Origin of the sequence: Agrobacterium sp. OT33 (assembly GCF_017313365.1) — a bacterium.
Lineage (GTDB): Bacteria > Pseudomonadota > Alphaproteobacteria > Rhizobiales > Rhizobiaceae > Agrobacterium > Agrobacterium rhizogenes_A.
Genome location: NZ_JAFLMZ010000009.1, coordinates 1 through 26,781 on the forward strand (window position 1 = coordinate 1; position 26,781 = coordinate 26,781).

24 protein-coding genes and 3 tRNA genes are annotated in these 26,781 nt (G+C 59.5%); 13 read left to right on the forward strand and 14 right to left on the reverse strand.

The window, feature by feature from the left end; translation table 11 throughout:
* The 3 genes from JZX88_RS20280 to JZX88_RS26320 all read right to left on the reverse strand — a co-directional run bounded on the left by JZX88_RS20280 (position 1) and on the right by JZX88_RS26320 (position 412).
* Positions 1-77 (reverse strand) — tRNA-Asp (locus JZX88_RS20280).
* Positions 78-116: 39 nt separating this feature from the next.
* Positions 117-193: transfer RNA gene (locus JZX88_RS20285), tRNA-Asp, on the reverse strand.
* 87 nt (positions 194-280) lie between these two features.
* Positions 281-412 carry a hypothetical protein gene (locus JZX88_RS26320; protein WP_256436381.1) on the reverse strand — a complete coding sequence of 44 codons (132 nt, stop codon included), beginning with the start codon at positions 410-412 and terminating at the stop codon, positions 281-283.
* 226 nt (positions 413-638) lie between these two features.
* On the opposite strand from JZX88_RS26320, the gene JZX88_RS20290 reads away from it, so the two are divergent.
* Together JZX88_RS20290 and JZX88_RS26325 are read left to right on the forward strand one after the other, a co-directional pair.
* Positions 639-714: transfer RNA gene (locus tag JZX88_RS20290), tRNA-Val, on the forward strand.
* 333 nt (positions 715-1,047) lie between these two features.
* Positions 1,048-1,173, forward strand: a complete 126-nt coding sequence (locus JZX88_RS26325) for a hypothetical protein (RefSeq protein WP_256436382.1) — start codon at positions 1,048-1,050, stop codon at positions 1,171-1,173.
* A gap of 188 nt (positions 1,174-1,361) precedes the next feature.
* Here the strand turns inward: JZX88_RS26325 and JZX88_RS20295 are convergent, their stop codons facing one another.
* The 6 genes from JZX88_RS20295 to clpP all read right to left on the reverse strand — a co-directional run bounded on the left by JZX88_RS20295 (position 1,362) and on the right by clpP (position 10,044).
* Positions 1,362-3,560: an esterase-like activity of phytase family protein gene (locus JZX88_RS20295; RefSeq protein WP_110759199.1), complete on the reverse strand. Its 2,199-nt coding sequence runs from the start codon at positions 3,558-3,560 to the stop codon at positions 1,362-1,364.
* A gap of 352 nt (positions 3,561-3,912) precedes the next feature.
* Positions 3,913-4,188, reverse strand: coding sequence for a DNA-binding protein HupB (hupB, locus tag JZX88_RS20300; protein ID WP_003502360.1), 276 nt, complete (start codon positions 4,186-4,188; stop codon positions 3,913-3,915).
* Positions 4,189-4,476: 288 nt separating this feature from the next.
* Entirely contained in the window at positions 4,477-6,894 is a 2,418-nt protein-coding gene (gene lon / locus JZX88_RS20305; protein ID WP_065115434.1) for an endopeptidase La, read from the reverse strand.
* 381 nt (positions 6,895-7,275) lie between these two features.
* Positions 7,276-7,644, reverse strand: coding sequence for a VOC family protein (locus JZX88_RS20310; protein WP_065115433.1), 369 nt, complete (start codon positions 7,642-7,644; stop codon positions 7,276-7,278).
* A 197-nt stretch (positions 7,645-7,841) separates the two neighbouring features.
* A complete protein-coding gene (gene clpX / locus JZX88_RS20315) occupies positions 7,842-9,119 on the reverse strand; it encodes an ATP-dependent Clp protease ATP-binding subunit ClpX (protein WP_003521528.1) in 1,278 nt (425 codons plus the stop codon).
* A gap of 292 nt (positions 9,120-9,411) precedes the next feature.
* Positions 9,412-10,044, reverse strand: coding sequence for an ATP-dependent Clp endopeptidase proteolytic subunit ClpP (gene clpP, locus JZX88_RS20320; protein WP_003521529.1), 633 nt, complete (start codon positions 10,042-10,044; stop codon positions 9,412-9,414).
* 454 nt (positions 10,045-10,498) lie between these two features.
* Here clpP and JZX88_RS20325 point away from each other — a divergent pair, with 454 nt between their 5' ends.
* The 3 genes from JZX88_RS20325 to JZX88_RS20335 all read left to right on the forward strand — a co-directional run bounded on the left by JZX88_RS20325 (position 10,499) and on the right by JZX88_RS20335 (position 13,500).
* Entirely contained in the window at positions 10,499-11,746 is a 1,248-nt protein-coding gene (locus JZX88_RS20325) for a diguanylate cyclase (protein ID WP_110759204.1), read from the forward strand.
* Positions 11,747-11,835: 89 nt separating this feature from the next.
* On the forward strand, positions 11,836-13,083 hold the full coding sequence (locus tag JZX88_RS20330; protein WP_206914555.1) for a cytochrome P450: 1,248 nt from the start codon (positions 11,836-11,838) through the stop codon (positions 13,081-13,083).
* A 174-nt stretch (positions 13,084-13,257) separates the two neighbouring features.
* Positions 13,258-13,500 (forward strand): type II toxin-antitoxin system VapC family toxin, encoded by a 243-nt coding sequence (locus JZX88_RS20335; RefSeq protein ID WP_206914556.1) that lies wholly within the window; start codon positions 13,258-13,260, stop codon positions 13,498-13,500.
* Positions 13,501-13,506: 6 nt separating this feature from the next.
* Here the strand turns inward: JZX88_RS20335 and JZX88_RS20340 are convergent, their stop codons facing one another.
* The 3 genes from JZX88_RS20340 to JZX88_RS20350 form a co-directional block, all read right to left on the reverse strand.
* Entirely contained in the window at positions 13,507-13,851 is a 345-nt protein-coding gene (locus tag JZX88_RS20340; protein ID WP_065115429.1) for a cupin domain-containing protein, read from the reverse strand.
* Between the two features lie 15 nt (positions 13,852-13,866).
* Positions 13,867-15,150, reverse strand: coding sequence for an O-acetylhomoserine aminocarboxypropyltransferase (locus JZX88_RS20345; RefSeq protein WP_206914557.1), 1,284 nt, complete (start codon positions 15,148-15,150; stop codon positions 13,867-13,869).
* 73 nt (positions 15,151-15,223) lie between these two features.
* Positions 15,224-15,658 carry a CoA-binding protein gene (locus JZX88_RS20350; RefSeq protein WP_065115427.1) on the reverse strand — a complete coding sequence of 145 codons (435 nt, stop codon included), beginning with the start codon at positions 15,656-15,658 and terminating at the stop codon, positions 15,224-15,226.
* A gap of 879 nt (positions 15,659-16,537) precedes the next feature.
* Here JZX88_RS20350 and JZX88_RS20355 point away from each other — a divergent pair.
* From JZX88_RS20355 to JZX88_RS20380, 6 genes are all read left to right on the forward strand, one after another.
* Positions 16,538-17,374 (forward strand): EamA family transporter, encoded by an 837-nt coding sequence (locus tag JZX88_RS20355; RefSeq protein ID WP_206914558.1) that lies wholly within the window; start codon positions 16,538-16,540, stop codon positions 17,372-17,374.
* 253 nt (positions 17,375-17,627) lie between these two features.
* Positions 17,628-18,092 (forward strand): 50S ribosomal protein L13, encoded by a 465-nt coding sequence (gene rplM, locus JZX88_RS20360; protein WP_004441288.1) that lies wholly within the window; start codon positions 17,628-17,630, stop codon positions 18,090-18,092.
* 2 nt (positions 18,093-18,094) lie between these two features.
* Positions 18,095-18,562, forward strand: coding sequence for a 30S ribosomal protein S9 (rpsI, locus tag JZX88_RS20365; RefSeq protein ID WP_003521540.1), 468 nt, complete (start codon positions 18,095-18,097; stop codon positions 18,560-18,562).
* Positions 18,563-18,694: 132 nt separating this feature from the next.
* Positions 18,695-19,648: an agmatinase gene (speB, locus tag JZX88_RS20370; RefSeq protein WP_206914559.1), complete on the forward strand. Its 954-nt coding sequence runs from the start codon at positions 18,695-18,697 to the stop codon at positions 19,646-19,648.
* 70 nt (positions 19,649-19,718) lie between these two features.
* Positions 19,719-20,651 carry an N-acetyl-gamma-glutamyl-phosphate reductase gene (gene argC, locus JZX88_RS20375; RefSeq protein ID WP_206914560.1) on the forward strand — a complete coding sequence of 311 codons (933 nt, stop codon included), beginning with the start codon at positions 19,719-19,721 and terminating at the stop codon, positions 20,649-20,651.
* 10 nt (positions 20,652-20,661) lie between these two features.
* Positions 20,662-21,507 carry an aminoglycoside phosphotransferase family protein gene (locus JZX88_RS20380; RefSeq protein WP_206914561.1) on the forward strand — a complete coding sequence of 282 codons (846 nt, stop codon included), beginning with the start codon at positions 20,662-20,664 and terminating at the stop codon, positions 21,505-21,507.
* Positions 21,508-21,513: 6 nt separating this feature from the next.
* Here JZX88_RS20380 and JZX88_RS20385 read toward each other — a convergent pair whose 3' ends face one another.
* Positions 21,514-22,617, reverse strand: a complete 1,104-nt coding sequence (locus JZX88_RS20385) for a COX15/CtaA family protein (protein WP_162883107.1) — start codon at positions 22,615-22,617, stop codon at positions 21,514-21,516.
* 142 nt (positions 22,618-22,759) lie between these two features.
* On the opposite strand from JZX88_RS20385, the gene JZX88_RS20390 reads away from it, so the two are divergent.
* Both JZX88_RS20390 and uppA read left to right on the forward strand, forming a co-directional pair.
* Entirely contained in the window at positions 22,760-22,972 is a 213-nt protein-coding gene (locus JZX88_RS20390) for a DUF2842 domain-containing protein (RefSeq protein ID WP_046800379.1), read from the forward strand.
* 96 nt (positions 22,973-23,068) lie between these two features.
* Positions 23,069-24,292, forward strand: a complete 1,224-nt coding sequence (gene uppA / locus JZX88_RS20395; protein ID WP_206914562.1) for a polysaccharide biosynthesis GNAT family N-acetyltransferase UppA — start codon at positions 23,069-23,071, stop codon at positions 24,290-24,292.
* Between the two features lie 16 nt (positions 24,293-24,308).
* Here the strand turns inward: uppA and uppB are convergent, their stop codons facing one another.
* The gene (uppB, locus tag JZX88_RS20400) at positions 24,309-26,594 is read right to left on the reverse strand and encodes a polysaccharide biosynthesis protein UppB (protein WP_206914563.1); all 2,286 of its coding nucleotides are present in this window, start codon (positions 26,592-26,594) and stop codon (positions 24,309-24,311) included.
* Positions 26,595-26,781 lie beyond the last annotated feature (187 nt).

Here is a 26,781-nt window from a genome sequence, read left to right on the forward strand (position 1 = left end):
TGGCGCGAGTGACGGGGCTCGAACCCGCGACCTCCGGCGTGACAGGCCGGCACTCTAACCGACTGAGCTACACCCGCGCACCACAGATATTCATCTGCGTTTTCCGAGGAACAGGATGGCGCGAGTGACGGGGCTCGAACCCGCGACCTCCGGCGTGACAGGCCGGCACTCTAACCGACTGAGCTACACCCGCATCTCCTGACGACAGAACCTTGTCCCGCCGCTCGAACCAGCCTCGGCTGTTCGATGAGCGGCTAACTACGGCGTTCGTGCGGGGGTGTCAAGCAGGTTTCACGACAAAAGAATAAGCTTCTTCATTTTGATCGGGAAAAACCGGAAGGCCTTTGAAGGCGAATGGCGCAGAGCCGCTATTTTCCGGGCTTTTCCCAACGAAAACAAAAAACTTGTCCACAGCCGCAGGCTTCCGTAACGGGATTTCCACAAGGCCATCAAGGCGTCTTAGCGTCCTGTTTCAGGCAAAAAGCCCGCAGTTCCCGGCTTTTTGCCGCCTGGCCGCGGCGACGGAAAAATCTCTCGGCAAAAAAAACAAAAAAACTTCACAAAAGCTCTTGCGGTTTTTTTCCGATCCGAATACATCACGGCCACCGACGCGGCGGACACGATCCGAGGCACGCGAAGGGCGATTAGCTCAGTTGGTAGAGCGCCTCGTTTACACCGAGGATGTCGGGAGTTCGAGTCTCTCATCGCCCACCATTTATTTCCCTTTCCAGACTACGAATGTTGGCCGGTAGATATTTCAGGTGACGTGCCGCGTCGCTTGAGTTTCCGGCTTCGTGCGCCATGATCCCCGCCCCCCCCGAGACGTGGCTCTCGGGGCAGGATTTCGGCTTCGCAGCACCGGAATCGTTCTTATGGTCCGAATCTATTCCAAATCGGCACTTCTGCTCCAGATTCCGACAGCTTCTCCTCCCCCCTGTTCCACTCCGTAACATACCGGAAAATAAGCGGATTCAGACTTTTTAAAGGGGTTTCGGGCATTGTTTTTGCACCGTTTCATGATGAACGGTGGAACTGATGGATGAAACCATGACGATCGACGCGTTTGTGACGCTCGCGCTTATAGCGCTGCCTGTTTATATTTTTTTCCGCTGGGTCCAGCAGGATTCGGAAAAGCAGGACACTCCCAAAAACAAGAATTCCATGGGACGGTGACCCGCCACGGTCGTCAGCGTATTTTCCCGCACACACCCGCTCCTATCAGATACCGACGCCACACGGCCGCTTAACGGCCGTGAATTGTGTTGCTTCGCGCAAAGCGCTGACCTGTCGCCGTATCGCTTCCGCAATAAAAAAGCCGGGCTATGCCCGGCTTTTCCCATTTGCAGTGCCGTTCGGCGCGATCAGTTGATCGCCTTCAGATTGACCGTGAAGAACAGCGTCTCACCGGACGAATCGTCCACACCGTCATTGTCGGTCACGGCATAGGCCGTTCCAGCCTTGTCGAAGGTGAAGCCTTCCAGCTTGTCGACGACGTAGCCGTTGGTCTGGGCCTTGAGGTCCGGCAGGAAATCATGGGCTTCCTGCTTGGCCACCAGCGGCAGCTCGCCGCCAATCTTGCCCGGCTTCAGGTCCGCGATTGCAACGCGGTAGAGCTTCTTGATCTTGGCCTTGTCACCGATCTGGTTGTCACGCTCGACGATATAGACATATTCGCCCTGCGCGGTGATTTCGGAGAGACCGACCCAGCCTGCCTCGGTCTTGTCGAGCGGGTAACGCACCGCGCCCCATTCCTTGGACTTCGGCTTGTAGGAGACGAGCTTGACGAAGCCCTTCTCGTCCGTGCCCCATTCACGCTGAACGGCCATCCACAGCGTCGCATCATCGCCCTTGCCGATCATGGTCACGCCTTCGAAACCGAAGCGGGTCTCACCGGCGAGAAGTTCCTTCGGCAGCGCGATCTCGGCCTTGATTTCACCCTTGGCGTTGACGTTGTAGAGCGCGTGCGGAACGAGCTTGGCGCTGTCGCCTTCAGAGGCCAGCCAGAAGCCGCCCTTGCCATCCAGCGTGATACCTTCGATATCGAGCTTCTGGGCAGCGATACCGTCACGCTTGATGCGCAGCACGCTGGTGATGGTGGCGGGCTTCTTCGTCGCGTCGATGGTGTAGATCGACGGCTGGTTGCCATAGACCGAGTCGGAAACGGCATAAAGAATGCCAGGCTTCTCGGCATCGCCGACCAGGCCCGAAAGAGCGCCCCAGCCGATCGGTGCGCCGTCAACGGTGGCGGAAACCAGCTGCGGATAGGCTGCTTCGCCCTCAGCGCGCTCATAGAGCATGACGTGCGAGCGGACACCGCCGTCCTCGACCAGATCGACCTCGTTGGCCGTGGCGAGCAGATTGCGCGACGGGATGGCAACTGCGCCTTCCGGCGAAACGCCCGAAGGCAGGAGCTGGGTCAGTTCCGGCTCCTTGCCGGTGTCCTTGTAGACAGCGACGACGGAGGCACGCTCGGAAAGCACGAAGAAGTACTTCTGGTCGCCGAATGTTGCCGCTTCCAGACCTTCCGGTTCGATGCCCTTGGCCTTGGAGCGCTTTTCCGGATAGTGGCCGATGGCCGCAACCGCATGCTCGAGCGAGGCGCCGGATTCATAGAGAAGCTTGCCCGTCTTGTCGAAGATGGTAAAGCCGCGCGAACCGCCCTGCCAGTCGCCTTCGTTGGCGATGACGATGCGGTCGTTGTCCAGCCACTTCACCGCGTCCGGCTCGCGCTTGCGGCCTTCCTGCTTGTCGGTGAACTTCAGCTGGCCATCGGACTTCGTGTCGATGCCTTCGAGATCAACCGTGCCGGCGGAGAAATGCGTCTTCACCGTGCCGGTCTTGCCGTCGAGAATGACGATATGGTTGTTTTCCTGCAGCGTGAGCGCGATCTCGCCATTGGCGTTGATCGAAACGAATTCCGGCTCCGGATCTTCCGGGGCGATTTCAGCGAGACCAGTGAGTTCGATCTTCTTCAGCGTCGCGCAGTCGGCAACGCCGTCCTTCAGGCCGACCGTTACCAGATAGCCAGCCGGCATCTGCGGCAGCGCACCTTCATTCACCTCTTCGTCGCGCTCGTTTTCGATTGCGATGGCGGCAAAGGTCTTGTCCGGAGAGACGGCAACCGAATCGGGCTGACCGCCCAGATCACAGCTTGCCTCGATCTTCTTGGTGGCGATATCGACCGTCACCAGCTTGCCGGACGGCTTGGCGCGGTTTTCCGACGTGTTGACGCCGGCCAGAACCTTGACGCCGGCGACGGCAACCGAGGTCGGCTCGCCTTCGAGCAGCAACGCGCCGCCTGCCTTCGGGGCCTTCGCATCGGTGATGTCGATGAAGCCGATGCCACCAAGCGGGCTGTCCGAATAGATCAGGGTCTTGCCATCTTCGCTGGCGGTGATGATTTCAGCCGACGTGACGGACTTTGCATCCTTGTCGGCAGGCAGGTTCTGCGCCACCGGGAAAGATGCGATGCGGTTGAAAACCGGCTCGGCAGCGGCCGGAAAAGCTGCGGATGTGAGCAGCGCAGCAGTCAAAGCCATATGAGAAAATCGGAACGCCATTATAATCCCCCTTGGGTCCAAAAATACCCCATGGCTTCTGCGTCAAAGACATGACAGTGGCATGACATTTCCTTGCGGCTGAATCAAAAAGCCCGGCCGTGAAGGCCGGGCTTTCGTGTTTATGCGCACATTCCGCGTATCGAAACGCCGTGTGTCCGGATGGAAGCTACACAGGCGCGCATCGATACTTTCAATCCACACCATACTGGCTCAGAAGTCTGGCCATCCGAAAGATTTTCGGAAGGCCTGCCCGTCTTTGTGCCTGCTGATGGGTCAGCGCGTCAAAACATGCTTCCTCGTGAACCTGAAAAGCCATCCGCCCGCCGCCGGGCGTCATGGCCTTCCGGAAACCTTACGAGTTGACGGCGTCCTTCAGGCCCTTGCCTGCGGAGAACTTCGGCACGTTGCGAGCCGGGATATCGACTTCAGCACCCGTGGAAGGGTTACGGCCCTTGGAGGCTTCACGGCGGCTTACGGAGAAGCTGCCGAAGCCGGCCAGGCGGATGTCGCCACCGTTCTTCAGTTCGCTCTGTACGGTTTCGAATACTGCATCAACCGCGGAAGCAGCATCTGCCTTCGTGAGACCAGCCTTTTCGGCAACAGCAGAGACGAGCTCGTTCTTGTTCATGTTTCCACCCCTTTCAATGGTTTGAAACGACTCAAATTAAGCCGGCGCAGAATACGTTCGCATCCGCGCGCAGCAACTCAAAAGCGCTGGAATCGCCTGAAAAACAAGGGGTCTACGGTTTTTTTCACAAAAAAGGCCGACATTTCTGCCGGCCTTCCCCATAATCGTGCCAATTTGGCATCACTTGCGCGGGCCGCAGCGCCGCATGTCTCTTCAGACACCTAACATATTGATTCCATGCACCCGCTTTGCGGAAACCGATTCCGGCTTCCGCGCCGCCGGCATGTATCAATGCGCGATTGTCTGGCCGCCGTCGTCGACACCTTCGACGGTGGCGATAACAGGCGTCTCGATGCTGCCGTCCCACTCGATGGGCTCCGGCTGGCGGATGAGCGCGTGCTTAATGACTTCGCCCATGCGCGAAACCGGGATGATCTCCATCTCGTTCTTCACGTTGTCCGGAATCTCCGCCAGATCCTTGGCGTTCTCTTCCGGGATCAGCACCTTCTTGATGCCACCGCGCAGTGCCGCAAGCAGCTTTTCCTTCAGGCCGCCGATCGGCAGCACGCGACCGCGAAGCGTGATCTCGCCCGTCATAGCCACATCCTTCGAGACCGGAATGCCGGTCATGATGGAGACGATGGCGGTTGCCATGGCAACACCGGCGGACGGACCATCCTTCGGGGTTGCGCCTTCCGGAACGTGGACGTGGATGTCGCTCTTGTCGAAGCGCGGCGGCTCGATGCCGAAATCCACGGCGCGCGAACGGACATAGGATGCCGCCGCCGAAATGGATTCCTTCATCACTTCCTTGAGGTTGCCGGTAACCGTCATGCGGCCCTTGCCCGGCATCATCACGCCTTCGATGGTGAGCAGCTCACCGCCGACTTCCGTCCAGGCAAGACCCGTGACGACGCCGACCTGATCCTCGCGCTCGGCCTCACCGTGGCGGAACCGCGGAACGCCCAGATAATCCGGAACGTTGGCAGCGGTAACCTCGACGGACTTGACCTTGCCTTTGATGATCTCGGTGACAGCCTTGCGCGCCAGCTTCATCAGCTCGCGTTCGAAGCTGCGCACGCCCGCCTCGCGGGTGTACTGCTGGATGACGATCATCAGAGCGTCATCGGTGACCGAGAACTCTTCCGGACGCAGGGCATGTTCCTTGATCGCCTTCGGCAACAGGTGACGCTTGGCGATTTCGCGCTTTTCGTCTTCCGTGTAACCGGCGATGCGGATCACTTCCATACGGTCCATCAGCGGGCCTGGAATGTTCAGCGTATTGGCCGTGGTCACGAACATCACGTCGGACAGGTCATATTCCACCTCAAGGTAGTGGTCCATGAAGGTGGAGTTCTGTTCCGGATCGAGAACCTCCAGCAGTGCGGATGACGGGTCGCCACGGAAATCCATGCCCATCTTGTCGATTTCGTCGAGCAGGAAGAGCGGGTTCGCCTTCTTGGCCTTCTTCATCGACTGGACGATCTTGCCCGGCATGGAGCCGATATAGGTGCGGCGGTGACCGCGGATTTCCGCCTCGTCGCGCACGCCACCAAGCGCCATGCGGACATATTCGCGGCCGGTCGCCTTGGCGATCGACTTGGCGAGCGAGGTCTTGCCGACGCCGGGCGGGCCGACGAGGCACAGGATGGGTCCGCGGATCTTCGAGGCGCGCGCCTGTACGGCCAGATATTCGACGATACGTTCCTTCACCTTGTCCAGACCGAAATGATCCTGATCGAGGATCGTCTCGGCGCTGTTGAGGTCGGTCTTGATCTTCGACTTCTTGCCCCAGGGCAGACCGAGCAGCCAGTCCAGATAGTTGCGCACGACGGTCGCTTCCGCGGACATCGGGCTCATCTGGCGAAGCTTCTTCATTTCCGCCTCGGCCTTTTCCTTGGCCTCCTTGGAAAGCTTGGTCTTGGCGATGCGCTCTTCCAGTTCGGCCATCTCGTCACGGCCGTCCTCGCCGTCGCCGAGTTCCTTCTGGATCGCCTTCATCTGCTCGTTCAGGTAATATTCGCGCTGGGTCTTCTCCATCTGGCGCTTGACGCGCGAGCGGATGCGCTTTTCGACCTGCAGCACAGAAATCTCGCCTTCCATGAAGCCGAGCGCCTTTTCAAGCCGCTGCTTCACGCTGACGGTTTCCAGCATTTCCTGCTTTTCGGTGATCTTGATCGACAGGTGCGAAGCGACCGTGTCGGCAAGCTTCGAATAATCGTCGATCTGGCCGGCAGCGCCGACAACCTCGGGCGAAATCTTCTTGTTGAGCTTCACATAGCTCTCGAATTCAGACACGACGGAACGCGACAGCGCTTCGATTTCAACCGGGTCTTCGGCGGGTTCCTGCAGCGGCGTCGCGGAGGCTTCGTAGAAGTCCTCGCGGTCGGTGTAGGAATCAATCTGGGCGCGGCCCTTGCCTTCCACCAGCACCTTGACCGTACCGTCGGGCAGCTTCAGGAGCTGCAGGACATTGGCGACCGTGCCAACCTTGTGAATGGCGTCCGGGGCCGGATCGTCATCGCTGGCATTGATCTGGGTGACAAGCATGATCTGCTTGTCCGAACCCATGACCTCTTCGAGAGCGCGAATGGATTTTTCCCGCCCGACGAACAGGGGAACGATCATATGCGGGAAAACGACAATGTCGCGCAGGGGAAGTACCGGATAGGTACCGCCAGATGCCGCAGACGTGATGTTCGTCATATCATTTCCTTTCCATGGTCCCTTTCGGGACACCTTGCCGGACAGCTTGGGGCATCCGGCATATTCATTTCTCGAGACTGAAAGTGGAGTTTCGAAACACCGATTTCAAGTCGCCGGAACAGACGGTCCCGCGAAGCGGCAGGACCGTGAAATTCAACAAAACCCAGCGCTGGCTACTACTCCCGACATTTCCGGTTATCCCAAGGGATCAGGAACCGGGTCGCCGACGGCAATTCACATTTCCGTCACATCGCGCTGCAAATCAGTTGTAAGACTTTATCAGCAAAGCGCAATCCGCTCCAAACGCAAAATGGCAGACGAAGCTTTCCTCCACCTGATTGTCGAAATGTAGCTGCAAGATACTTGGAACATCAAAGAGCGTTACAGCATCTCCGCGACCATGGGGCCGCGAATGCCGATGCAATTGCCCCAGGGGTCGCGGAACTGGCACATCCAGAGTTCATCATCGATTTTCATCGGACCGCGATAAAGAACAGCACCCGCTTCACGCAGATGCGTCAGGGACCGCCCGAAATCACCCGTCCACCAATAGACGACGGACCCGGCCGCCCCGCTCGCAACCTTTTCGTCGGCGGGAACGATTTCCAGCTGGATATCGCCGATCCGCAAAAATTCGAAGCCGGACGGAAGGCTGACGGACGGGACGGCCTCCGGAAACGCCTTGCCGTACCAGAGCAACCCCTCGGCGGGGTCGGACACATGAACAAGGATTGCGGTTACAGGGTTCATCGAGATACCGAATATTGACTGGAGCCCTTCTGCTTCTCCATGAAAAGCAAAGGCGCTCCATCGCGTTGTTTTTACGTATCGTTCAGGCGCCGGACGCCGCCGTTTCATCGGAAATGCCGCGAATGCCGGGCAGACGCCACACAAAGAAAAGCCCCCCGCAGCCGTTGCTGCGAGGGGCTTTATTCTTCTGGAACCGATCAGGCCGAAACGTTGGTCTTTTCTTCCTGGCGATCCGCGTAGATGTAGAGCGGACGGGCGACACCGCTGACGACGTCATTGGAGATCACCACTTCGCGAACGCCTTCCAGGGTCGGCAGTTCGAACATGGTATCCAGCAGGATCTTTTCCATGATCGAACGCAGGCCACGGGCGCCCGTCTTGCGGGTGATCGCCTTGCGGGCAATCTCGCGCAGCGCGTCCTCGTGGAAGGTCAGCTCCACATCTTCCATCTCGAACAGGCGCTGATACTGCTTGACGAGCGCGTTCTTCGGCTCGGACAGGATCTGGATCAGCGCATCTTCATCAAGGTCTTCCAGCGTTGCGAGAACGGGCAGACGGCCGATGAATTCCGGGATGAGGCCGAACTTCACCAGATCTTCCGGCTCCAGCTCACGCAGCACCTCGCCCACACGGCGATCGTCTTCCGCCTTGACGGTCGCACCGAAGCCGATCGAGGTCTTTTCACCACGGGCCGAGATGATCTTGTCGAGGCCGGCAAAGGCGCCGCCGCAGATGAACAGGATGTTGGTCGTATCCACCTGCAGGAACTCCTGCTGCGGATGCTTGCGGCCGCCCTGCGGCGGAACGGAAGCGACCGTGCCTTCCATGATCTTCAGAAGCGCCTGCTGGACGCCCTCGCCCGACACGTCGCGCGTGATGGACGGATTGTCCGACTTGCGGGAAATCTTGTCGACTTCGTCGATATAGACGATACCGCGCTGGGCGCGTTCGACATTGTAATCCGCAGCCTGAAGCAGCTTCAGGATGATGTTTTCCACATCCTCGCCGACATAACCGGCTTCGGTCAGCGTCGTTGCGTCCGCCATGGTGAAGGGAACGTCGATGATGCGGGCGAGCGTCTGGGCAAGATAGGTCTTGCCGCAGCCCGTCGGGCCGACGAGCATGATGTTCGACTTCGCCAGCTCGACATCGCCGTTCTTGGAGGCGTGCGCGAGGCGCTTGTAATGGTTGTGAACGGCCACCGACAGGATCTTCTTCGCCTGCTTCTGACCGATGACATATTCGTCGAGGATCTTGATGATATCCTGCGGGGTGGGAACACCCTCGCGCGACTTCACCATCGACGTCTTGTTCTCCTCGCGGATGATGTCCATGCACAATTCGACGCATTCATCACAGATGAATACTGTCGGCCCGGCAATGAGTTTCCGGACTTCGTGCTGGCTCTTGCCGCAGAATGAACAATAGAGTGTATTCTTAGAGTCGCCGCCGTTGCTGCCGCTGACTTTGCTCATATCTCTTTCCTTCCAGCACGCCGCAGGTCCGCCAAACGGATCGCGGTCAACTTACCGCCCGCAGATACGGCCCGCCTTGGGGTGCATTGCCGTATCCGCCTCGTTTCCCGGGGTACTAGCCGTGTCAGATACAGGAGCTGACAACCGGCTGCAACGAATTCCCCATCAAACCAAAGGCCACGTCATAAAAATTCAACACAGCCTTAATATATACTAATATCGCTTTCTGTTCCGGTTGAAAGCCCCGAAATTACTTTTGCGGGATCAAACAAACGTCAAAAAGCGGCGCGCCTCAATTCGCGGCGGCGCCCTCGATTTCCTGGCGCGAGGTCAGGATCTTGTCGATCACACCCCAGTCCTTCGCCTCGTCCGCATCCATGAAGTGGTCGCGATCAAGGGTTTTTTCAACCTCTTCCAGCGTGCGGCCGGTGTGCTTCACGTAGACTTCATTGAGGCGACGCTTCATCTTGATGATGTCACGGGCGTGACGCTCGATATCCGATGCCTGGCCCTGGAAGCCGCCGGAAGGCTGGTGCACCATGATGCGGGCGTTCGGGGTCGCGAAACGCATTCCCTTTTCACCGGCAGCCAGGAGCAGCGAGCCCATCGATGCGGCCTGACCGACGCAGAGCGTCGAGACAGCGGGACGAATGAACTGCATCGTATCGTAGATCGCCATGCCGGCGGTCACGACGCCACCTGGCGAATTGATGTAAAGCGCGATTTCCTTCTTCGGGTTTTCAGCCTCAAGGAAAAGCAGCTGCGCGCAGACGAGCGAAGCCATCTGGTCTTCCACCGGTCCGGTGAGGAAAATGATGCGTTCCTTGAGAAGACGGGAAAATATGTCATAGGAGCGTTCGCCGCGATTGGTCTGCTCTACGACCATCGGCACCAGAGCCATGGCGGTATCAACTGGATTTTTCATGTCCGTCCTTTGTCAACTCTGCCCTTCGCGGAAAGCCGCTCCGGAATCACTTCTAACCTTCATACTCCCTACATAGAGTGTCCCTGCCCCGTACTTCAAGACACGAAGCCGCATATCCTTAACGGCTCAACAGCGTTTACAGGCCTTTCGGCCCCCTGCCGGCGGCGGCTTCAAACTGGCGGAGGCATCTCGAGCCGCTTGCCGTCACCGGCGTTATTTTTCGTCCGGCCAAGCCGCAAATGCAAAAACGCTCCACCATGCACAGATATAACTTCTCACCGGCAAGAACTCGTTAGGGATTTACGGCTGATACTGCGCGGCGAATTTCCGGTTCCCGTCAGGGAGCGGGCGCCTCATTCAGGCGAAATGGCATCTCAACAATTCCCGCGGGCATTGCGCACATCGTGCAGCAAACCCCGCTTTCACGGCATGATAGCGCAGATAGGATCTTGCAATGCTGGATGCAAAAACGGGCATGCTGCTCTGGGCGTCGGAGACGTTCACCCTCGCAGTCCTTCTGGGAACCCTGTGGCTGCACCGCCCTTCCCGCCAGCATAATTTCCATTTCGCCGCCGGTTTCCTTTCCACCGGCGTCGGCGCCATCCTCGTCGCCCTGCGCGGCGACATCCCCTATTTCCTGTCGATCGAAGTCGGCAATACGCTCGCGCTTGCAGCTTTCAGCTTCTGGCTGGCCGGTCTTCTCTCCTTCGAACAACGCAAGCTCGGCGGCTGGATCGCCATTCCGGCGCTTCTGTGGGTGGGCGGAATGCTTGTCCCGCCGGTGCGGGACAGCATGATTTCACGTATCCTGCTCTACCATGCCTGTGCCGCGGTCGCTTATTTCATGCTGGCGGGTGTCGTTCTGGCAAACCGGAGCCGGGCGTCGCTCAGCCGCAAGGTTCTTGCCGCGACCTTCATTCTGCAGGCCTTTTTTGGCGCGGTCGTCGCAACCGTCGTCATTCCCGGCGATATCACATCCCCCAACGCCGTCGCGCTGACGTCGCCGCTCGCCTTCTCAGGCATGCTCGGCTTCACCGTCATCATCATGATCAGCGCGAAAATCATCATGGAAGATACCGAAGCCCGGCTGCACCGGCTTGCCATGACGGACCACCTCACCGGCGTCCTCAACCGGCGCGGCCTTCTGGAAGAGTTCGAGCGCATCAAAAAACGGTCGTCCGCCTCCAGCCGCTACGTGGCGCTGGTGCTGTTCGACATCGATCATTTCAAGAAGATCAACGACAAATACGGCCATCAGTCCGGCGATGCGGTGCTCGTGCATTTCTGCGATATCGCGCGGCGCGTCATTGGCGATCGTGGCCTTTTCGTCAGGATGGGCGGCGAAGAATTCGCGCTGGTGGCCGAGGTCGAAAGCCCGTCCAGCACCGTTACGCTGGCCGAGGCCATCCGCAGCAATCTGCGCCTTTCCAGAATCAGCTCACGCGGCGAAGGCATCGAAGTCACCACCAGCGTCGGCATCTCCGAAGCCCTGATCAGGGATGCCGAGCTGAGCGTGATGATGACGGAAGCCGACCGCGCGCTTTACGCCGCGAAAAAGGCCGGACGCAACAGGACCGTCCTCCACGTGAATTCGGCCAATGTCGTCGTGCCTTCCGTGGACCGGGACGAAAATCCGATGGACAATAATGCCGACCGGCAGGTTGCGGCACTGAACCGGATATCCGCCATCGCCAGCCGGTGACAAGATCGACAGGCGGCGACAGGCGGAAAAACCCGCAGGCGGTTTCCACCACCCTTCCCAAAGCAAGAGACGCGGAATACACCTTGGGCATGACAGCGACATTTCCCTTCCTCAAAATCGATCCCGCCACACGCCGCGTTTCACTGAATGCGCGCGATCCCGCCTTCTACAATGATCCGAACCCGGTCTATGCGGCCCTGCACGCGCAATGTCCCACCTTTTACTGGGAAGAGCAGCGGCAATGGTTCTTCACCGGATACGACCATGTGAGCGCGCTTCTGCGCGACCGCCGGTTCGGCAGACAAATCCTGCATGTGGCAAGCCGGGAGGAAATCGGCCTGGCCGAGCCGCTGGAACATGTGAAGCACTTCGACGCCGCCGAGCAGCACTCGCTGCTGGAACTGGAGCCGCCGGAACATACGCGGCTGCGCACGCTCATCAACCGCGCCTTCGTGTCGCGGCACGTCGACAAGATGAAACCGGAAATCGAGGAACTGGCCAACCGCCTGATCGACGCCTTCGAAGCCAATGGCGAAACCGAACTGCTGTCTTCTTATGCCGACATCATTCCAGTGACGATGATCGCCCGCATGATCGGCATTCCCGAAGAGATGGGGCCGCAGCTCCTGAAATGGTCACATGCCTATGTCGGCATGTACATGTTCAAACGCACTGCCGGGGACGAGCTTCTTGCCGACACAGCAGCCAGGGAATTTTCAGACTATGTGCGCAGCGTGATCGCGGAACGGCGGGCGGAGCCGCAAGACGATCTCTTGAGCCACATGATCCATACGGAACACAAGGGCCAGTATTTGACCGACGACGAGCTGGTCTCCACCACCATCGTGCTGCTGAACGCCGGGCACGAGGCGACCGTGCACCAGATCGGCAATTCCGTTCGCATCATCCTGGAAAGCGGCATCTCGCCTGACACCCTGTTCAGCGACGAGACGACCACAGAGCGCACGGTTGAAGAGACGCTGCGTATCTGCGCGCCGGTCCATATTTTCCAGCGCTGGGTTCTGGAACCGGTCGAGATCGACGGTGTGGCGTTCAAACGCGGTGACAAGGTCAGCCTCATTCTGGCCGCGGCCAATCTCGATCCGGCAAAGTTTTCCGATCCACTGGCCTTCCGGCCTGACCGGAACGAGGGCGTCAATGTTTCCTTCGGCGCCGGTATCCATTTCTGCATCGGCGCACCGCTGGCAAGGCTGGAGCTTAATCTTGCCCTGCCGCTGCTGTTCAGACGCCTGCCGGGTCTCAGGATCGCCCAGCCGCCAAAGGTCAAGGACGTCTATCATTTCCATGGTCTGGAACGGCTCGATCTGGCGTGGTGAAGTCGTTTTTTGTGCCCGATGCGCTATGGTATTTTCGTCCAACGGTGATGAGGCAAATGCCTTGGCAACCAAGTCGAAGAAAAAGCGCGTTCCCGGGCGCTTCAAGGAAACGCTGGTCATCGGCGCGGTTTTTTGAACCCCGCCGGAGGATGAACTTAAAAAGTTCTCAGGCGAATGAAATATCCTCTGGATACTCATGCTTTGCTCTGGTGGCTAAGCGACCATGAGCAACATAAGGCGGGAAGGCTTTCAGGAACTTCCCATCAGCAGCGCGCATATGGTTCGCAGCGCCATGCTACCGGGGATCACCGCAATCCGTTCGACCGGATTCTCGCGGCTCAGGCGATCTTCGAAAACATGGCGCTGATATCCATCGACGAGAAAATTCCCTCGCCGGGCGTCATGACGCGCCGGTAGTTCCGGTCACAGCCGGATGACATAATCCTTCCGCGTCGTCTCCACGACCTCCCATGTCCCCGTGAAGCCGGGGCGCAGGACCACCCTGTCGCCCGGCCTCAGGTCGCGTGGCGCTCCGCCATCCTCCGTCAGGATGGAATGGCCTTCGAGAATGCTGAAATATTCCCATTCGTCATAGATCACCCGCCATTTTCCGGGCGTGGATTGCCAGATGCCGGCATAGATGCCGCCCGGCGCTTCCTCCAGATTCCATGTGGTGAATTTCGGATCGCCGGAAATCAGTCTTTCCGGCGCAGGCGCACCGTGCTCCGCCTCAACCGGCCCATCTTCGAATGTCAGCAAATTTGTCATGATGAGGCCAGCCTCTCAGATCTTCGCAAGGGACTGTTCAAGATCGGCGATGATGTCCTTGACGTCCTCAATGCCGACGGAGAGGCGCACCACATCCGCCCCGGCGCCGGCCGCCGTCTGCTGTTCCGGCGTCAGCTGCGCATGGGTGGTGGAGGCCGGATGGATGACGAGCGAGCGCGTATCGCCGATATTGGCGAGATGTGAAAAAAGCTGCAACCCTTCCACCAGCGCCTTGCCGGCGGCATAGCCGCCCCTGACCCCGAAGGTGAAGACGGAACCTGCCCCTTTCGGCGAATAATGCTGCTGCAGGGCGTGGTTATCGCTGTCCTCCAGCCCGGCATAATGCACCCAGCCAACTTTCGGATGCGCCTTCAGCCATTTGGCGACGGCGAGCGCGTTGTCCGAATGACGCTGAACGCGCAGCGGCAGGGTCTCTATGCCGGTCAAAATGAGAAAGGCGTTGAAGGGCGAGATGGCCGGCCCCAGATCACGCAGACCAAGCACACGGCAGGCGATGGCGAAAGCGAAATTGCCGAAGGTCTGGTGCAGCACGACGCCCGAATATTCCGGCCGCGGCTGCGACAGCGCCGGATATCTGTCGGTCGCCGACCAGTCGAAGGTGCCGCCGTCAACGATGATGCCGCCCATGGAATTGCCGTGGCCACCGAGAAATTTCGTCAGCGAATGCAGCACGATATCCGCACCATGTTCGAGCGGCCGCAACAGGTACGGGCTCGCCATGGTATTGTCGACGATGAGCGGCAGGCCGTGCCGGTGGGCAATGTCGGCAATTGCGGCAATATCCACGAAAGTCCCGCCGGGATTGGCGAGGCTTTCGATGAAGACGGCGCGCGTGCGGTCATCGATCTGCGCCTCGAAACTTTCCGGATCGGTCGCATCCGCCCAGCGCACCTGCCAGTCGAAGCCCTTGAAGGCGTGGCCGAACTGGTTGATCGAGCCGCCATAAAGCTGGCGGGCAGCGACGAAATTGTCGCCATGCTGCAGCAGCGTGTGAAAGACCAGCAGTTGCGCGGCGTGGCCGGATGCGACGGCAAGCGCCGCCGTGCCGCCTTCAAGCGCCGCGACACGCTCTTCCAGAACCGCCTGGGTGGGGTTCATGATGCGGGTATAGATATTGCCGAATTCCTTCAGCCCGAACAGCGCCGCGGCGTGATCGGCATCACGGAAAGCGTAAGCGGTCGTCTGGTAGATGGGCGTCGCGCGCGCGCCGGTGGTCGGATCAGCCTGCGCACCGGCATGGACGGCCAACGTTGAGAAACCGGGATTGCTGCTCGGCATGGTATTTCCTCCAATTAAATTTTGGAGGGATCATAATGCCTTGCCGCCAAATGATAAGTCCGATCTGTACCAACTATCGCATAATATTGAGACGCGGATACTCAATTGCGGGGCAACGATCCATCACCACGTTCACGCCATAGGCCTCCGCCTTGGCGGCGGCGTTGTCGTCCCGCACGGATAGCTGACCCCAGATCACTTTCGGTCGCTGCGGCAACAGGATAGCCTCCTCGACGACCGCGGGCAGATATTCCGCCGCCCGGAAGACATCGACCATATCCACCGGTTCCGGAATATCCGCGAGCCGGGCATAGACCTTCTGCCCCAATATCTCCTTGCCCGCCTGACCGGGATTGACGGGAAATACCCGATAGCCCTTCGACAGCAGGAACCGCATGACGCCATGGCTCGGTCGGTCCGGATTGGGTGAGGCGCCAAGCAGGGCGATGGTCCTGACATCGGTGAGGATTTTTCTGAGATAGTCCGGTTCGTAAGTATCATGCTGCATGTCAACTTGTCCCTTTGGCACGTCACGCAGTTTGGGAAACGCCGACGGACGCCGCCCGTGAAAGACCGGTGCCAGCCTCGCATTTCCTGCATGCGTGTGCAGGCGCATTTGCGCATTGCCGCCCCTTGTCCTCTCCTTCATTTAGGGAGGCGCATCGCACTCTTGAACCCCCTGCCCCGTCTTTAAAACATGCTGCCGACACCTTCGCCGGCCTGCCACGGTCGATTTCGTCCACGCAAAATGATTTCACGAAACCAGCCCGGGCACAGCTGTATTGAGTATTTTCATCCAGTTTTCAAAAATGGCCCATATGCGGGGAAATGCCGGCTCAATCAACATTAACGTGCATTTCATGCGCCCTTCGTCTCCTGTTTGTTTTCATTCCGTTCACCGGTGAATTAGACATATCTAATTTTCAGAAAGTTATTCTGTAAATCAATCCATTTGTAAATCTGTAACGTTGCAGTTTATCATTTTACATGGATATGAAATTAATTTTCATAACGGTGAAAGAAGCCGGCATCCGAATTGATACACCCAACTAACGCGCCGGAAACGGAAATCCAGCGCGAATATCCGGTAAAATTGCCGCGTTTTTGCCTCAGAATATATGCCAATACGAAACCGGAAGCCGTGCGTCCGGCACCTGCGTGGCAATCTTATGGATGAAATCATGAGCACAGCAGCAGGACCATCGAAGCGCGAGGCTTCGCGACATGCACAAAGCCGAAATTTAACGCATGTCATCTTCCGCGGAAGGGCCGAACGTCGGGCAGGATAGCCGGCGACCGCAAGGCTTCACGTCCCGTCGAAAATGGATTCCGGTTTGCTGGCCGATGCTATAGGTTGCCCAAAGTAGCCCGCGAGCGAGTCTCTATTGTGACAATCGACATTCTTCTTCTGGTTCTCCTGGGCGCAATTCTGCATGCCGGATGGAATGCGCTGGTCAAATCCGGATCAGACAAGTCACTGGACGCCTCACTGATTGCCGCCGGGGCGGCGGCGTGCTCGTTACCCTTCCTGCCCTTTCTGCCGCTGCCCGCTCCGGTCGCCATTCCCTTCCTGATCGCTTCAGCCATCCTGCAATTCGCCTATTTTCGCCTTGTCGCCGCCGCCTACACGATCGGCGATATCGGCCTTGTCTATCCCGTCATGCGCGGTGTGGCACCCTTGATCGTCGCCGCGACAAGCAGCCTTTTCCTGAGCGAGGTTCTGAGCCCGCTTGCGCTGGCAGGGATATCAATCATTTCCGCCGGCATCCTCACGCTTGCCTTCGAGGCCCGGCGCGGCGGCGGAAAAGCGATCCTCGTCGCCCTCATCAACGCCTTCGTCATCGCTTCCTACACTTTCGTGGATGGCGTCGGCGCCAGGCTTTCCGGCAACGCCATCTCCTATACGCTATGGATGTCGCTGCTGCCGCCCGTGCTGCTTTTCGGCTTCGCCTTCTACCAGCGCGGGACGAGCGCCGTCATGGGCCATGTGCGGCGCAACTGGTGGCGCGGCCTGGTCGGTGGCGGAGGCTCCATTCTCTCCTACGGACTGGCCCTCTACGCCATGACCAAGGCCCCCGTCGCCGTCGTCGCGGCACTCAGGGAAACCTCCATTCTCTTTGCGCTGGTGATTTCCGTCGTGATACTGAAGGAACGCGCCAGCCTCTGGCGTTATCTTGCCGGCGGCATCATCGCGGCAGGCGTTCTGGTCATGCGACTGGGGTAAAACGGACAGGCTTGATGGGGTAAAATAATACCACATCAATAAGTATTTGTTTTTGCATAGTTATTTTTACAGCCTGCCAAAAACGTCATATTGACGCATCTGCCGCCGCACCGTATAAGCGCGCCAGATCGGATTCCAGCCGGAATAGGGTCATTTGCGGTTGTCGTTAACGGCAACCAAACCAAGCAACAAGAAACGCCCGTATGCTCTTTCAAACAGGAGGATGACGGGTCCACGTTAGAAAGTGAAATCCATGTCTACTTTCGTTCAGAAGCCTGCTGAGGTGGAGAAGAAGTGGGTCATCATCGACGCCGAAGGCCTCGTTGTTGGTCGCCTCGCCACCATCGTTGCAACCCGCCTGCGCGGCAAGCACAAGGCCACCTACACCCCCCACGTCGATGATGGCGACAACGTCATCGTCATCAACGCGGAAAAGGTTGCCCTCACCGGCAAGAAGTATTCCGACAAGAAGTACTACTGGCACACCGGTCACCCGGGTGGCATCAAGGAGCGTACGGCTCGCCAGATCATCGAAGGCCGCTTCCCGGAGCGCGTCGTTGAAAAGGCCGTCGAGCGCATGATCCCGCGCGGCCCGCTCGGCCGTCGCCAGATGAAGAACCTGCGCGTTTACGCTGGTTCCAACCACCCGCACGAAGCACAGCAGCCGGTCGTTCTCGACGTTGCCGCGCTCAACAAGAAGAACGTAAGGAGCGCCTGATAATGGCCGATCTTTCCTCTCTGAAAGACCTCGCCCCGGCTTCGGAAGCTTCGGCTCCCGTGCATGTCCGCAAGGTTGACACCCTCGGCCGCTCCTACGCGACCGGCAAGCGCAAGAACGCCGTAGCCCGCGTATGGGTCAAGGCCGGTTCTGGCAAGATCATCATCAACGGCCGCGATTTCACCACGTATTTCGCACGTCCGGTTCTGCAGATGATCCTTCAGCAGCCGATCGTCGCCGCTGCCCGCACGGGTCAGTTCGACATCATCGCCACCGTTGCCGGTGGTGGTCTGTCCGGTCAGGCCGGTGCCGTTCGTCACGGTCTGTCCAAGGCCCTCACCTACTTCGAACCGGGCCTGCGCTCCGTTCTGAAGAAGGGTGGCTTCCTGACCCGCGACAGCCGCGTCGTCGAGCGTAAGAAGTACGGTAAGGCCAAGGCCCGCCGTTCGTTCCAGTTCTCCAAGCGCTAATCGCTTCTACGAACGGTTCGTTCAGAACTTCGAAAGGCGGGACTTCGGTTCCGCCTTTTTTTTCATGGTTTCCTCCCTTGTTTTTTCAACAGGAAGACAGCAACCTCGGCGCAAATCGCAATGGGGTGATCAATGCCGTCCAAAACCATCGACCATGCCTTCACCGCAACGACCCTGACATCGGCCGCCACCGATCCGACCCATGCGGGTGTCCTTTCCTTCATGCGGCGCAAATATACCAAGAACCTCAAGGGCGTATCGACGGCCATCTGGGGCATTCCCTTCGATGCGGCGACGTCCAACCGGCCGGGTGCACGCTTCGGGCCGCAGGCCATCCGCCGGGCCTCGGCGATTTTCGATAACGACCCGCAATATCCCTTCGCGCGCGATCTCTTCGCCCATATGCCGACCGTCGATTATGGCGACTGCCTGCTTGACTACGGCAACCACTGGAAGACGCCTGACACGATCGAGAAGGAAGCTCGCAGCATCATCTCCAAGACGGATTATCTGCTGACGCTCGGCGGCGACCACTTCATTACCTGGCCGCTTTTGAAGGCGCATGTGGCCAGGCACGGGCCGTTGGCGCTGGTGCAGTTCGATGCGCATCAGGACACATGGTTCGATGATGGCAAGCGCATAGACCATGGCTCCTTCGTGGCCCGTGCCGTGCGCGACGGGCTGATCGATGCGGACCGCTCGATCCAGATCGGCATCCGCACCCATGCGCCCGACGATTTCGGCATCCGCATTCTCCACGGTTACGAGGTTGAGGAAATGCGGGCGGGCGATATCGCCTCACTGATCGTCAAGCACACGGGCGGCATGCCGGCCTACCTGACTTTCGATATCGACTGTCTTGACCCGGCCTTTGCACCCGGAACCGGCACGCCTGTCGCCGGCGGACCGACCAGCGCCAAGATATTGTCTGTTCTGCGCGGGCTCGGCCAGCTTGATATTCGCGGCTCCGATGTAGTGGAGGTGGCACCCGCTTACGATCATGCGGATATTACCGCCATTGCCGGAGCGACCGTTGCAATGTATATGCTTGGCCTGCGCGCCGAACGGCTGGCCAAGGCCGGCTAGGAGAGAAAACGGCGCTTGCCAAACTGATTCCGAGTACACTCGCAACCCTTTGAAAAGTCAGGACAAGGACATGACAGCGAAGATCTTCATCGATGGCGAACACGGCACCACGGGTCTGCAGATCCGCACGCGCCTTGCCGGTCGCCGCGATATTGACCTGCTGTCCATTCCCGAAGCCGAGCGTCGTAATGCGGCGATGCGCGAGGATATGCTCAACAGTGCCGACATTTCCATCCTCTGCCTGCCTGACGATGCTTCCCGGGAAGCCGTCTCCATGGTGGCCGGCAACAACAATGTCCGCATCATCGATACCTCGACCGCCTATCGCGTCCACAAGGACTGGGCTTACGGTTTTGCCGAAATGGACCGGGAACAGGGTGACAAGGTCCGTTCCGCCCGTTTCGTCGCCAATCCGGGCTGCTATCCGACGGGCGCGATCGGCCTCATCCGCCCGCTGCGTGCCGCCGGCATCCTGCCCGACGGTTATCCAGTCAGCGTCAATGCGGTCTCTGGCTATACCGGCGGCGGCAAGCAGATGATCGCGCAGATGGAAGACCAGAGCCGCGACGACGCGATCAGCGCCAATAATTTCCTCTACGGCCTGACGCTCACGCACAAGCACGTGCCGGAAATGACCATTCACGGCCAGCTTGACCGCGCGCCGCTGTTTGCGCCTTCCGTCGGACGTTTCCCGCAGGGCATGATCGTGCAGGTGCCACTGTTTGCCGCCGACCTCAAGGAAGGCACGAGCATCGAGACGGTCCATGCGGCATTGACTGCCCATTATGCGGGGCAGGACATCGTCAGTGTCGTTGCGCTTGCCGAAAGTAAGGGCCTCAACCGTATCGATGCCGAGGAACTGGCCGGCAAGGACACGATGAAGCTCTTCGTCTTCGGTACGCCGGGCGGCGAGCATATCAATCTCGTCGCGCTGCTCGACAATCTCGGCAAGGGCGCATCCGGCGCGGCTGTGCAGAACATGGAGCTGATGCTGTCGGCATGAGGCTTTCCGCATGAGTCGGTCCATCCCCTCCTTTCCGGCCTCGTGGAATATCGAGGTCGCAAGACAGATTGCCGATACGCCGGCCGGGGTGGTCTACGAGGTAACGCTTGGCGATGGTTCTCTGGCCGTCGCCAAGGTCCTTAAAAAGAAGGTGCTGAAAGACAGCCTGCGCGGCGCCGATTTCATCGAATGGCGTGCCGGCATCGGCTGCGTGGAACTGCTCGAGCGTTCCGACGATATTCTGCTGATGGAACATGCCGGCACGGAGACCCTGCGCGACGTGCTGTTCCGCGACGGCAATGACGACGCCACCACGGAAATCGCCGCAGATGTCCTTCTCAAATATCATCAACCATCGCAGCAGCAGCCGCCTTCAAGCCTGCTGACGCTGCCGCTCTATTTCGAGAGCTTGTTCCGCAAGGCCGAACGGGACCGTACTGACGGCGTGGATAGCCCCTATATCGAAGCGGCCACGCTGGCGCAGGAACTGATCGGCCAGCAGCGGAATGTGAAACCCCTGCACGGCGATCTGCACCACGAGAACATCATGCGCGGTGAACGCGGCTGGATCATCATCGATCCGGCCGGCCTGATCGGCGATGCGGCGCTCGATGTCGCCAACATGTTCTCCAATCCGCTCGACCGTTTCGACCTCACCCGCAGCGAGGCGCGCATCGCCTCCATGGCGGCGATTTTTGCAAAGGCTTTGCAACAGGACGAACGGCTATTGCTGCAATATGCCTTTGCCTATGGCTGCCTTTCTGCCGCGTGGCACGAAGAGGACGGCAATGCGGAGGAACGCGACAACGAACTCGCTGTCGCGGCGACCATCAAAACGGTGCTTGCGCAGTTCTAAGCCGCCTCAGTCCCTGACTTCGACCGCAACGGGCGCCGGATATTCGCCGATGAATCCGCGCCAATGGGCGACGGCGAAACCAAGCACGATCAGCGCCATGCCCTGATGGGCGAGCGCGACATGAATATCCACATGCATGAGCAGCGTGGTAATGCCGAGCGCCGCCTGAATGGAGACGAGCACGAAGAACAGCACCGCGCGGCGGGCATGGGGTGTATTGGGCAAGGCGCGGGCCATAGACACCATATGCCACAGCGTGGCGGCAAACAGCGTATAGGCACCGAGGCGGTGGACGAATTGCACCGTCTTGGGGTTTTCGAAAAGATTGATCCACCAGGGCTGCTGCAGGAAGAGATCACCCGGCACCAGCGAGCCATCCATCAGCGGCCAGGTATTATAGGAAAGACCGGCATTCAGCCCCGCCACCAATGCGCCGAGATAGATCTGGAAGAGACAGAGCACCGTCAGCAGTGCGGCAAAACCCCTGCCCGTCTTTTCGTCGGCGGCCTCGGGGGAATGATGCGACAGGCCGCGCAATATCCACATGCAGCCCGCGAAGATGAGGCAGGCGATGGTCAGATGCGTGGCAAGGCGATATTGCGAGACATCCGTGCGGTTGACGAGACCGGAAGAGACCATCCACCAGCCGATGAAGCCCTGGAAGCCGCCGAGCCCCAGAAGGCCCACCAGCGGCAGGCGCAGGCGCTTTTCGACGCGGCCGGTGAGCCAGAAGAACGCGAGCGGCAGGGCGAAGATGACGCCGATGGCGCGGGCAAGCAGGCGATGCGCCCATTCCCACCAGAATATCGTCTTGAACTCGTCGAGCGACATGCCCTTGTTGATTTCCTGATATTGGGGAATGCGCTTGTAGAGCTGGAATTCCTCCTCCCATTCGGCGACGGAAAGCGGCGGAATGGCACCGTGGATCGGCTTCCATTCAGTGATCGAAAGGCCGGATTCGGTAAGCCGCGTGGCGCCGCCGACGAGGACCAGACAGAAGAGCGTGAAGAGAACGACGCGCAGCCAGATGCGCAGCAGGCGGCGGTTCTTCTCCTGTTTCTGCAGGGCAGCCTCCACCACCATGTCCGCAGAACCGTTTGCCATCGTCATGCCGCTCGAACGCATCTTTCACGTCTCCCTCATACAGTCATGTTGATTAGCCTCAACCGGCACCACAAAACAAGGCCTCAGGGTTTGCGGCATGCGGTCGCGGCGGTATAGTCCGCGCAGACATTTAATGATGGAAGATTTCATGCCCCCTCGCCTCAGATCGCTTATCGGCACCATCGTCATCATCTGCCTCGTCGTCATCTACGCGGTGGCGGCGACGGCCATCGCCTCGGCGACACTGGCGCAATCGCCCTGGTGGGTGCATCTCGCCTATTTCGTGCTGAGCGGGCTTTTGTGGATCCTGCCGGCCATGCTCATCATCAAATGGATGGCTGGCCCCAAAAAACAGGGATGAGCGTCCCTGCCGCGGGACATCCGCAGGTCGAAATTTTATAAACCGATTGTTTGCCGCTCAACGCTATAGTGCGCCTGAAACAACCGGAGAGAGTGAATGGCGGCTGCGGGGCCGGTCATAACAAGCCAGAGCAAGGCACCGGCCACCGTTCAGGACGAACGGCGGGGCGCTGACCGTTTGGCGATCGATCTCGTCGACGATATTTCCGCCATCCGTTCCGACTGGGAGCAGATGGAAAGCGACCCGCTCAATTCACTGCATCAGGGTTTCGGCTGGTGCTCCATCTGGGCGCAGACTCATGGGAGCCCGCTGCTGGTCATTCGCGGCAGTCAGGGTGGAAAGACGGTCTTCCTGCTGCCTCTCGAAATCGTGAAGGAAGGCGGCATCCGCAAGGCGCGTTTTCCGGGTGGCCGTTTCAACAATATCAATACCGGCCTCTTCGATCCGGCTTTTGCCGAACAGGCCAGCCAGAAAACCGCAGACGCCATCGCGCGAGAAGCACGAAAACTGCTGCATGGCCGCGCGGATATCCTTGCCCTGCAGAACATACCGCTCGCCTGGCGCGGCAGGACCAACCCGCTCTCGTATCTCGCTTCCGTCGAAAACCAGAACCCGGCCTTTCAACTGCCGCTGCTGGAGAGTTTTGAAACCACCCTGCGGCAGGTCAACGCCAAAAGAAGACGGAAGAAATTCCGTATCCAGAGCCGAAGGGCCGAGGAAATGGGCGGTTACAGCCATGTGATCGCCCGTTCACCGCAGGAAAAATGCGAATTGCTGCAGGCTTTTTTCCGGCAGAAGGCCGCCCGCTTCGCATCTCAGGGCATTCCGGATGTTTTCCGGCACCAATCGGTGAGGGATTTCTTCTACGATCTCGCCAATTTTCCCGAGACGGGCACGGACAGTCTTCTAGAACTGCACGCCATTCGCCTGCATGGTGAAAACGAGGGGGTCATTGCGGCCATATCCGGTCTTTCGCGCAAGCAGGATCACATCATCTGCCAGTTCGGATCGATCGATGAGGCGGTTTCGGAACTCAGTCCCGGTGAGTTGCTGTTCTGGCTGATGATCGAGCGGGCCTGTCGCGAAAGAGCCGCGATCTTCGATTTCGGTGTCGGCGACCAGCTTTACAAACGCAGCTGGTGCCCGCTTTCCACATCGCAGCACGATATATTCCTGCCGGTGACGCTGAAGGGCCGCGCAGCGGCGTCCGCCTATGTCGCCATCGCCCGGACGAAGAGCCTGATCAAGTCCAATCCGGCACTCTATGCGCTGATACAGCGTTTCCGAGCCGGGCGGCCAAGGACAGACGTCACGGACTGAGCGGGGGGTGCGCCGGTCAGGCGGCGCTCAAATGTCCCGGCTTGCGCATGCCGGTCATCGGCAATGCCTGTTCGTAACCATGCGCCACCAGCTCATCGAGCGTCTTTTCCAGCATTTCGCCATCCTTGCCGGGCACGGAGACGATGATTTCGGCCGGCAGGTTGCGCAGCATTTTTTCAAGGCTCGAAATCTGCACCGCACCGCACTCGACCAGAACCGTGTCATAAGCATCCGACAGGGCGCCGAGGATCATTGTCAGGCGGTCTATGGCGCGCATCGCCTCGCGCGGCTGCGCATTGCCACGCGGCACGATATGGGCGTCGGAAAGCCGGTCACCGTGAATGGTTTCGCCAAAGGCGGCAGCACCCGCCAGAAGGTCCATGACACCCGGCAGCCCGGCCTCGGGCACCATCAGACGCGTGGGACAGGCCGAGGCCGTCATGTCGACGAGAACGACCGAACGGCCCATCTCAGACAGGGCACGTGCGAGCATGACGGTCGTGGTCGAACCGCTGTCGCCGGCCGGCGATATGACCGCAGCGACCGGTTTGGCAAGACGCGTGGCAAGGAAGCCCGCAACGGCGTCGATCGAGAAATCGTCGGACGTGTCGGCACCCTCTTCCGTCACAACCTCTTTCGCAGCCACTTCTTTCGCGGCAACCACGTCTTCTCCGGGCAAGGCTGGTATGGCGGCCGTGGCCGCGACCGGCATCTGCCGTTCCTCTTCGGAAACGGGCTGGTATGCGGCGGCCGGGATCGCTCCGGCGGAGGGCGGCGGTATATTCTCGTGGCGCGCGGCAACCGGCTGTTCCGGCGCATTTGTGGTCTCATCCGCAGCGACCGGCGCGCGCGCAGGCGGGGGCGGCGGATCGGAGAGCGGCGGAGCCTCACTCCTGCCCACCGGCTTCAAGGCCCGGCCGGTGAAGAGTTCCACCAGCATGACAACGATGCAGGAAAGCAGAAACGCCGCCAGGGTGACGACGATGGTGATGGCACCGGTCTTGGGGAAATAGGGTTCACGCGGCTCCACCGCCGTCGAAATCACGCGCGCATCGGCGGGCGTGGAGTCGGCCGAACCGGCACGCGATGTCGCCTCGCGGTAACGGGCAAGATAGGTTTCCAGAAGCTGCCTCTGCGCAGAGGCTTCCCGTTCCAGATCGTTCAGGCCGACCTGTTGCTCGCCGGCGCGCACGCTTTCCGATTTCAGCACATTCAACTGCTGGACCAGCTGGCGCTCCCGCAGACGCGAAACATTGGCCTCGTTTTCAAGGCTTGCGAGCACCTTGCGGGTTTCTTCCTGGATTTGCCGCTGTATGCCGTCAAGCTGGTTACGCAAGGCCCGGATGCGCGGATGGCCTTCCAGCAGCGAGGACGACAGATCGGAAATCTGGCTGCGAATGGTGGTCTCGTTTTCCTTCAGCCGCTGGATCGTCGGAGAGCCGACGACATCCGGGAAAGTATCCAGAGGACGGCCGCTTGCCAGCGCGCTACGCACGCCTTCCGCCCGCGCTTCCGCATTGGCGCGCTCGCCACGGATACGGCCGAGTTCGGTGGAGATATCGCCGAGTTGCCGTGTGGCAAGCGTTTCGCCCTGCCCCGCGGACAGAAGATCGGACGAAGCACGATAATCCGCGACCTTCTTGTCCGCCTCGCGCACCTTTTCGCGCAGATTGGCGATTTCCGGCTCAAGCCAGCGGGCCGCTTCCGTGCTGGTGTCCAGTTTCGCGCCGCTTTGCAGCGCGATATAGGCCTTCATCATCTCATTGGGGATGGCGGCCGCGAGCTTCGGGTCCTCGGAAGAGAATTCGACCGTGATGACGCGCGAGCTTTCGACCTGATAGACCTGCAATTTTTCCCGGAACGCCTTCAGCACCCGTTCTTCAGGCAACACCTGAAGCGGGTCCTTCTTGGCCCCGAGCGCAACCAGCAGCCGCGAGACGAGCGACGGATGCGCCTCCGGATCGAACTCATCCAGCTCGTAAAGCTTCATGTCTTTGGCGACCTGCTTGATGAGGTCCACCGACTGCAGGATCTGCACCTGGCTCGAAACCGTCAGTTCGTCGAGCACGGGCTCAGCCGGCGCGTTGGACTGCTGGGAAGCGCCGAAGGAAGCCGCGCGGGATTCGATGAGGACCCGCGCCTCGCCCTTGTAGGCAGGCGACATCATGCTGGCGGCGATGAAGGCGGCGCCTCCGGCCAGAAGCGTGACGGCTGCGATGCGGCCCCTGCGCCGCCATATGGCCGCGACAAGCTCCGCAAGATCGATATCCACATCCCTGTCGTCAATGCGATCGCCGTTCATGCGGGCTCCGTAACCGAGACAAACCTCGGGCGCTCAAATTCAAATATAGATGGCCAATTTTGGCGAAGTTTAAGTCTTTCCGGTAACACAACAGTTAATTGCTGCGAATCCGACGAAATAAAGCAGATATTGTGACTCTCGGGATCGACCGTTTACCGTGCATTAACCCTAACAGAACGATAAGAAA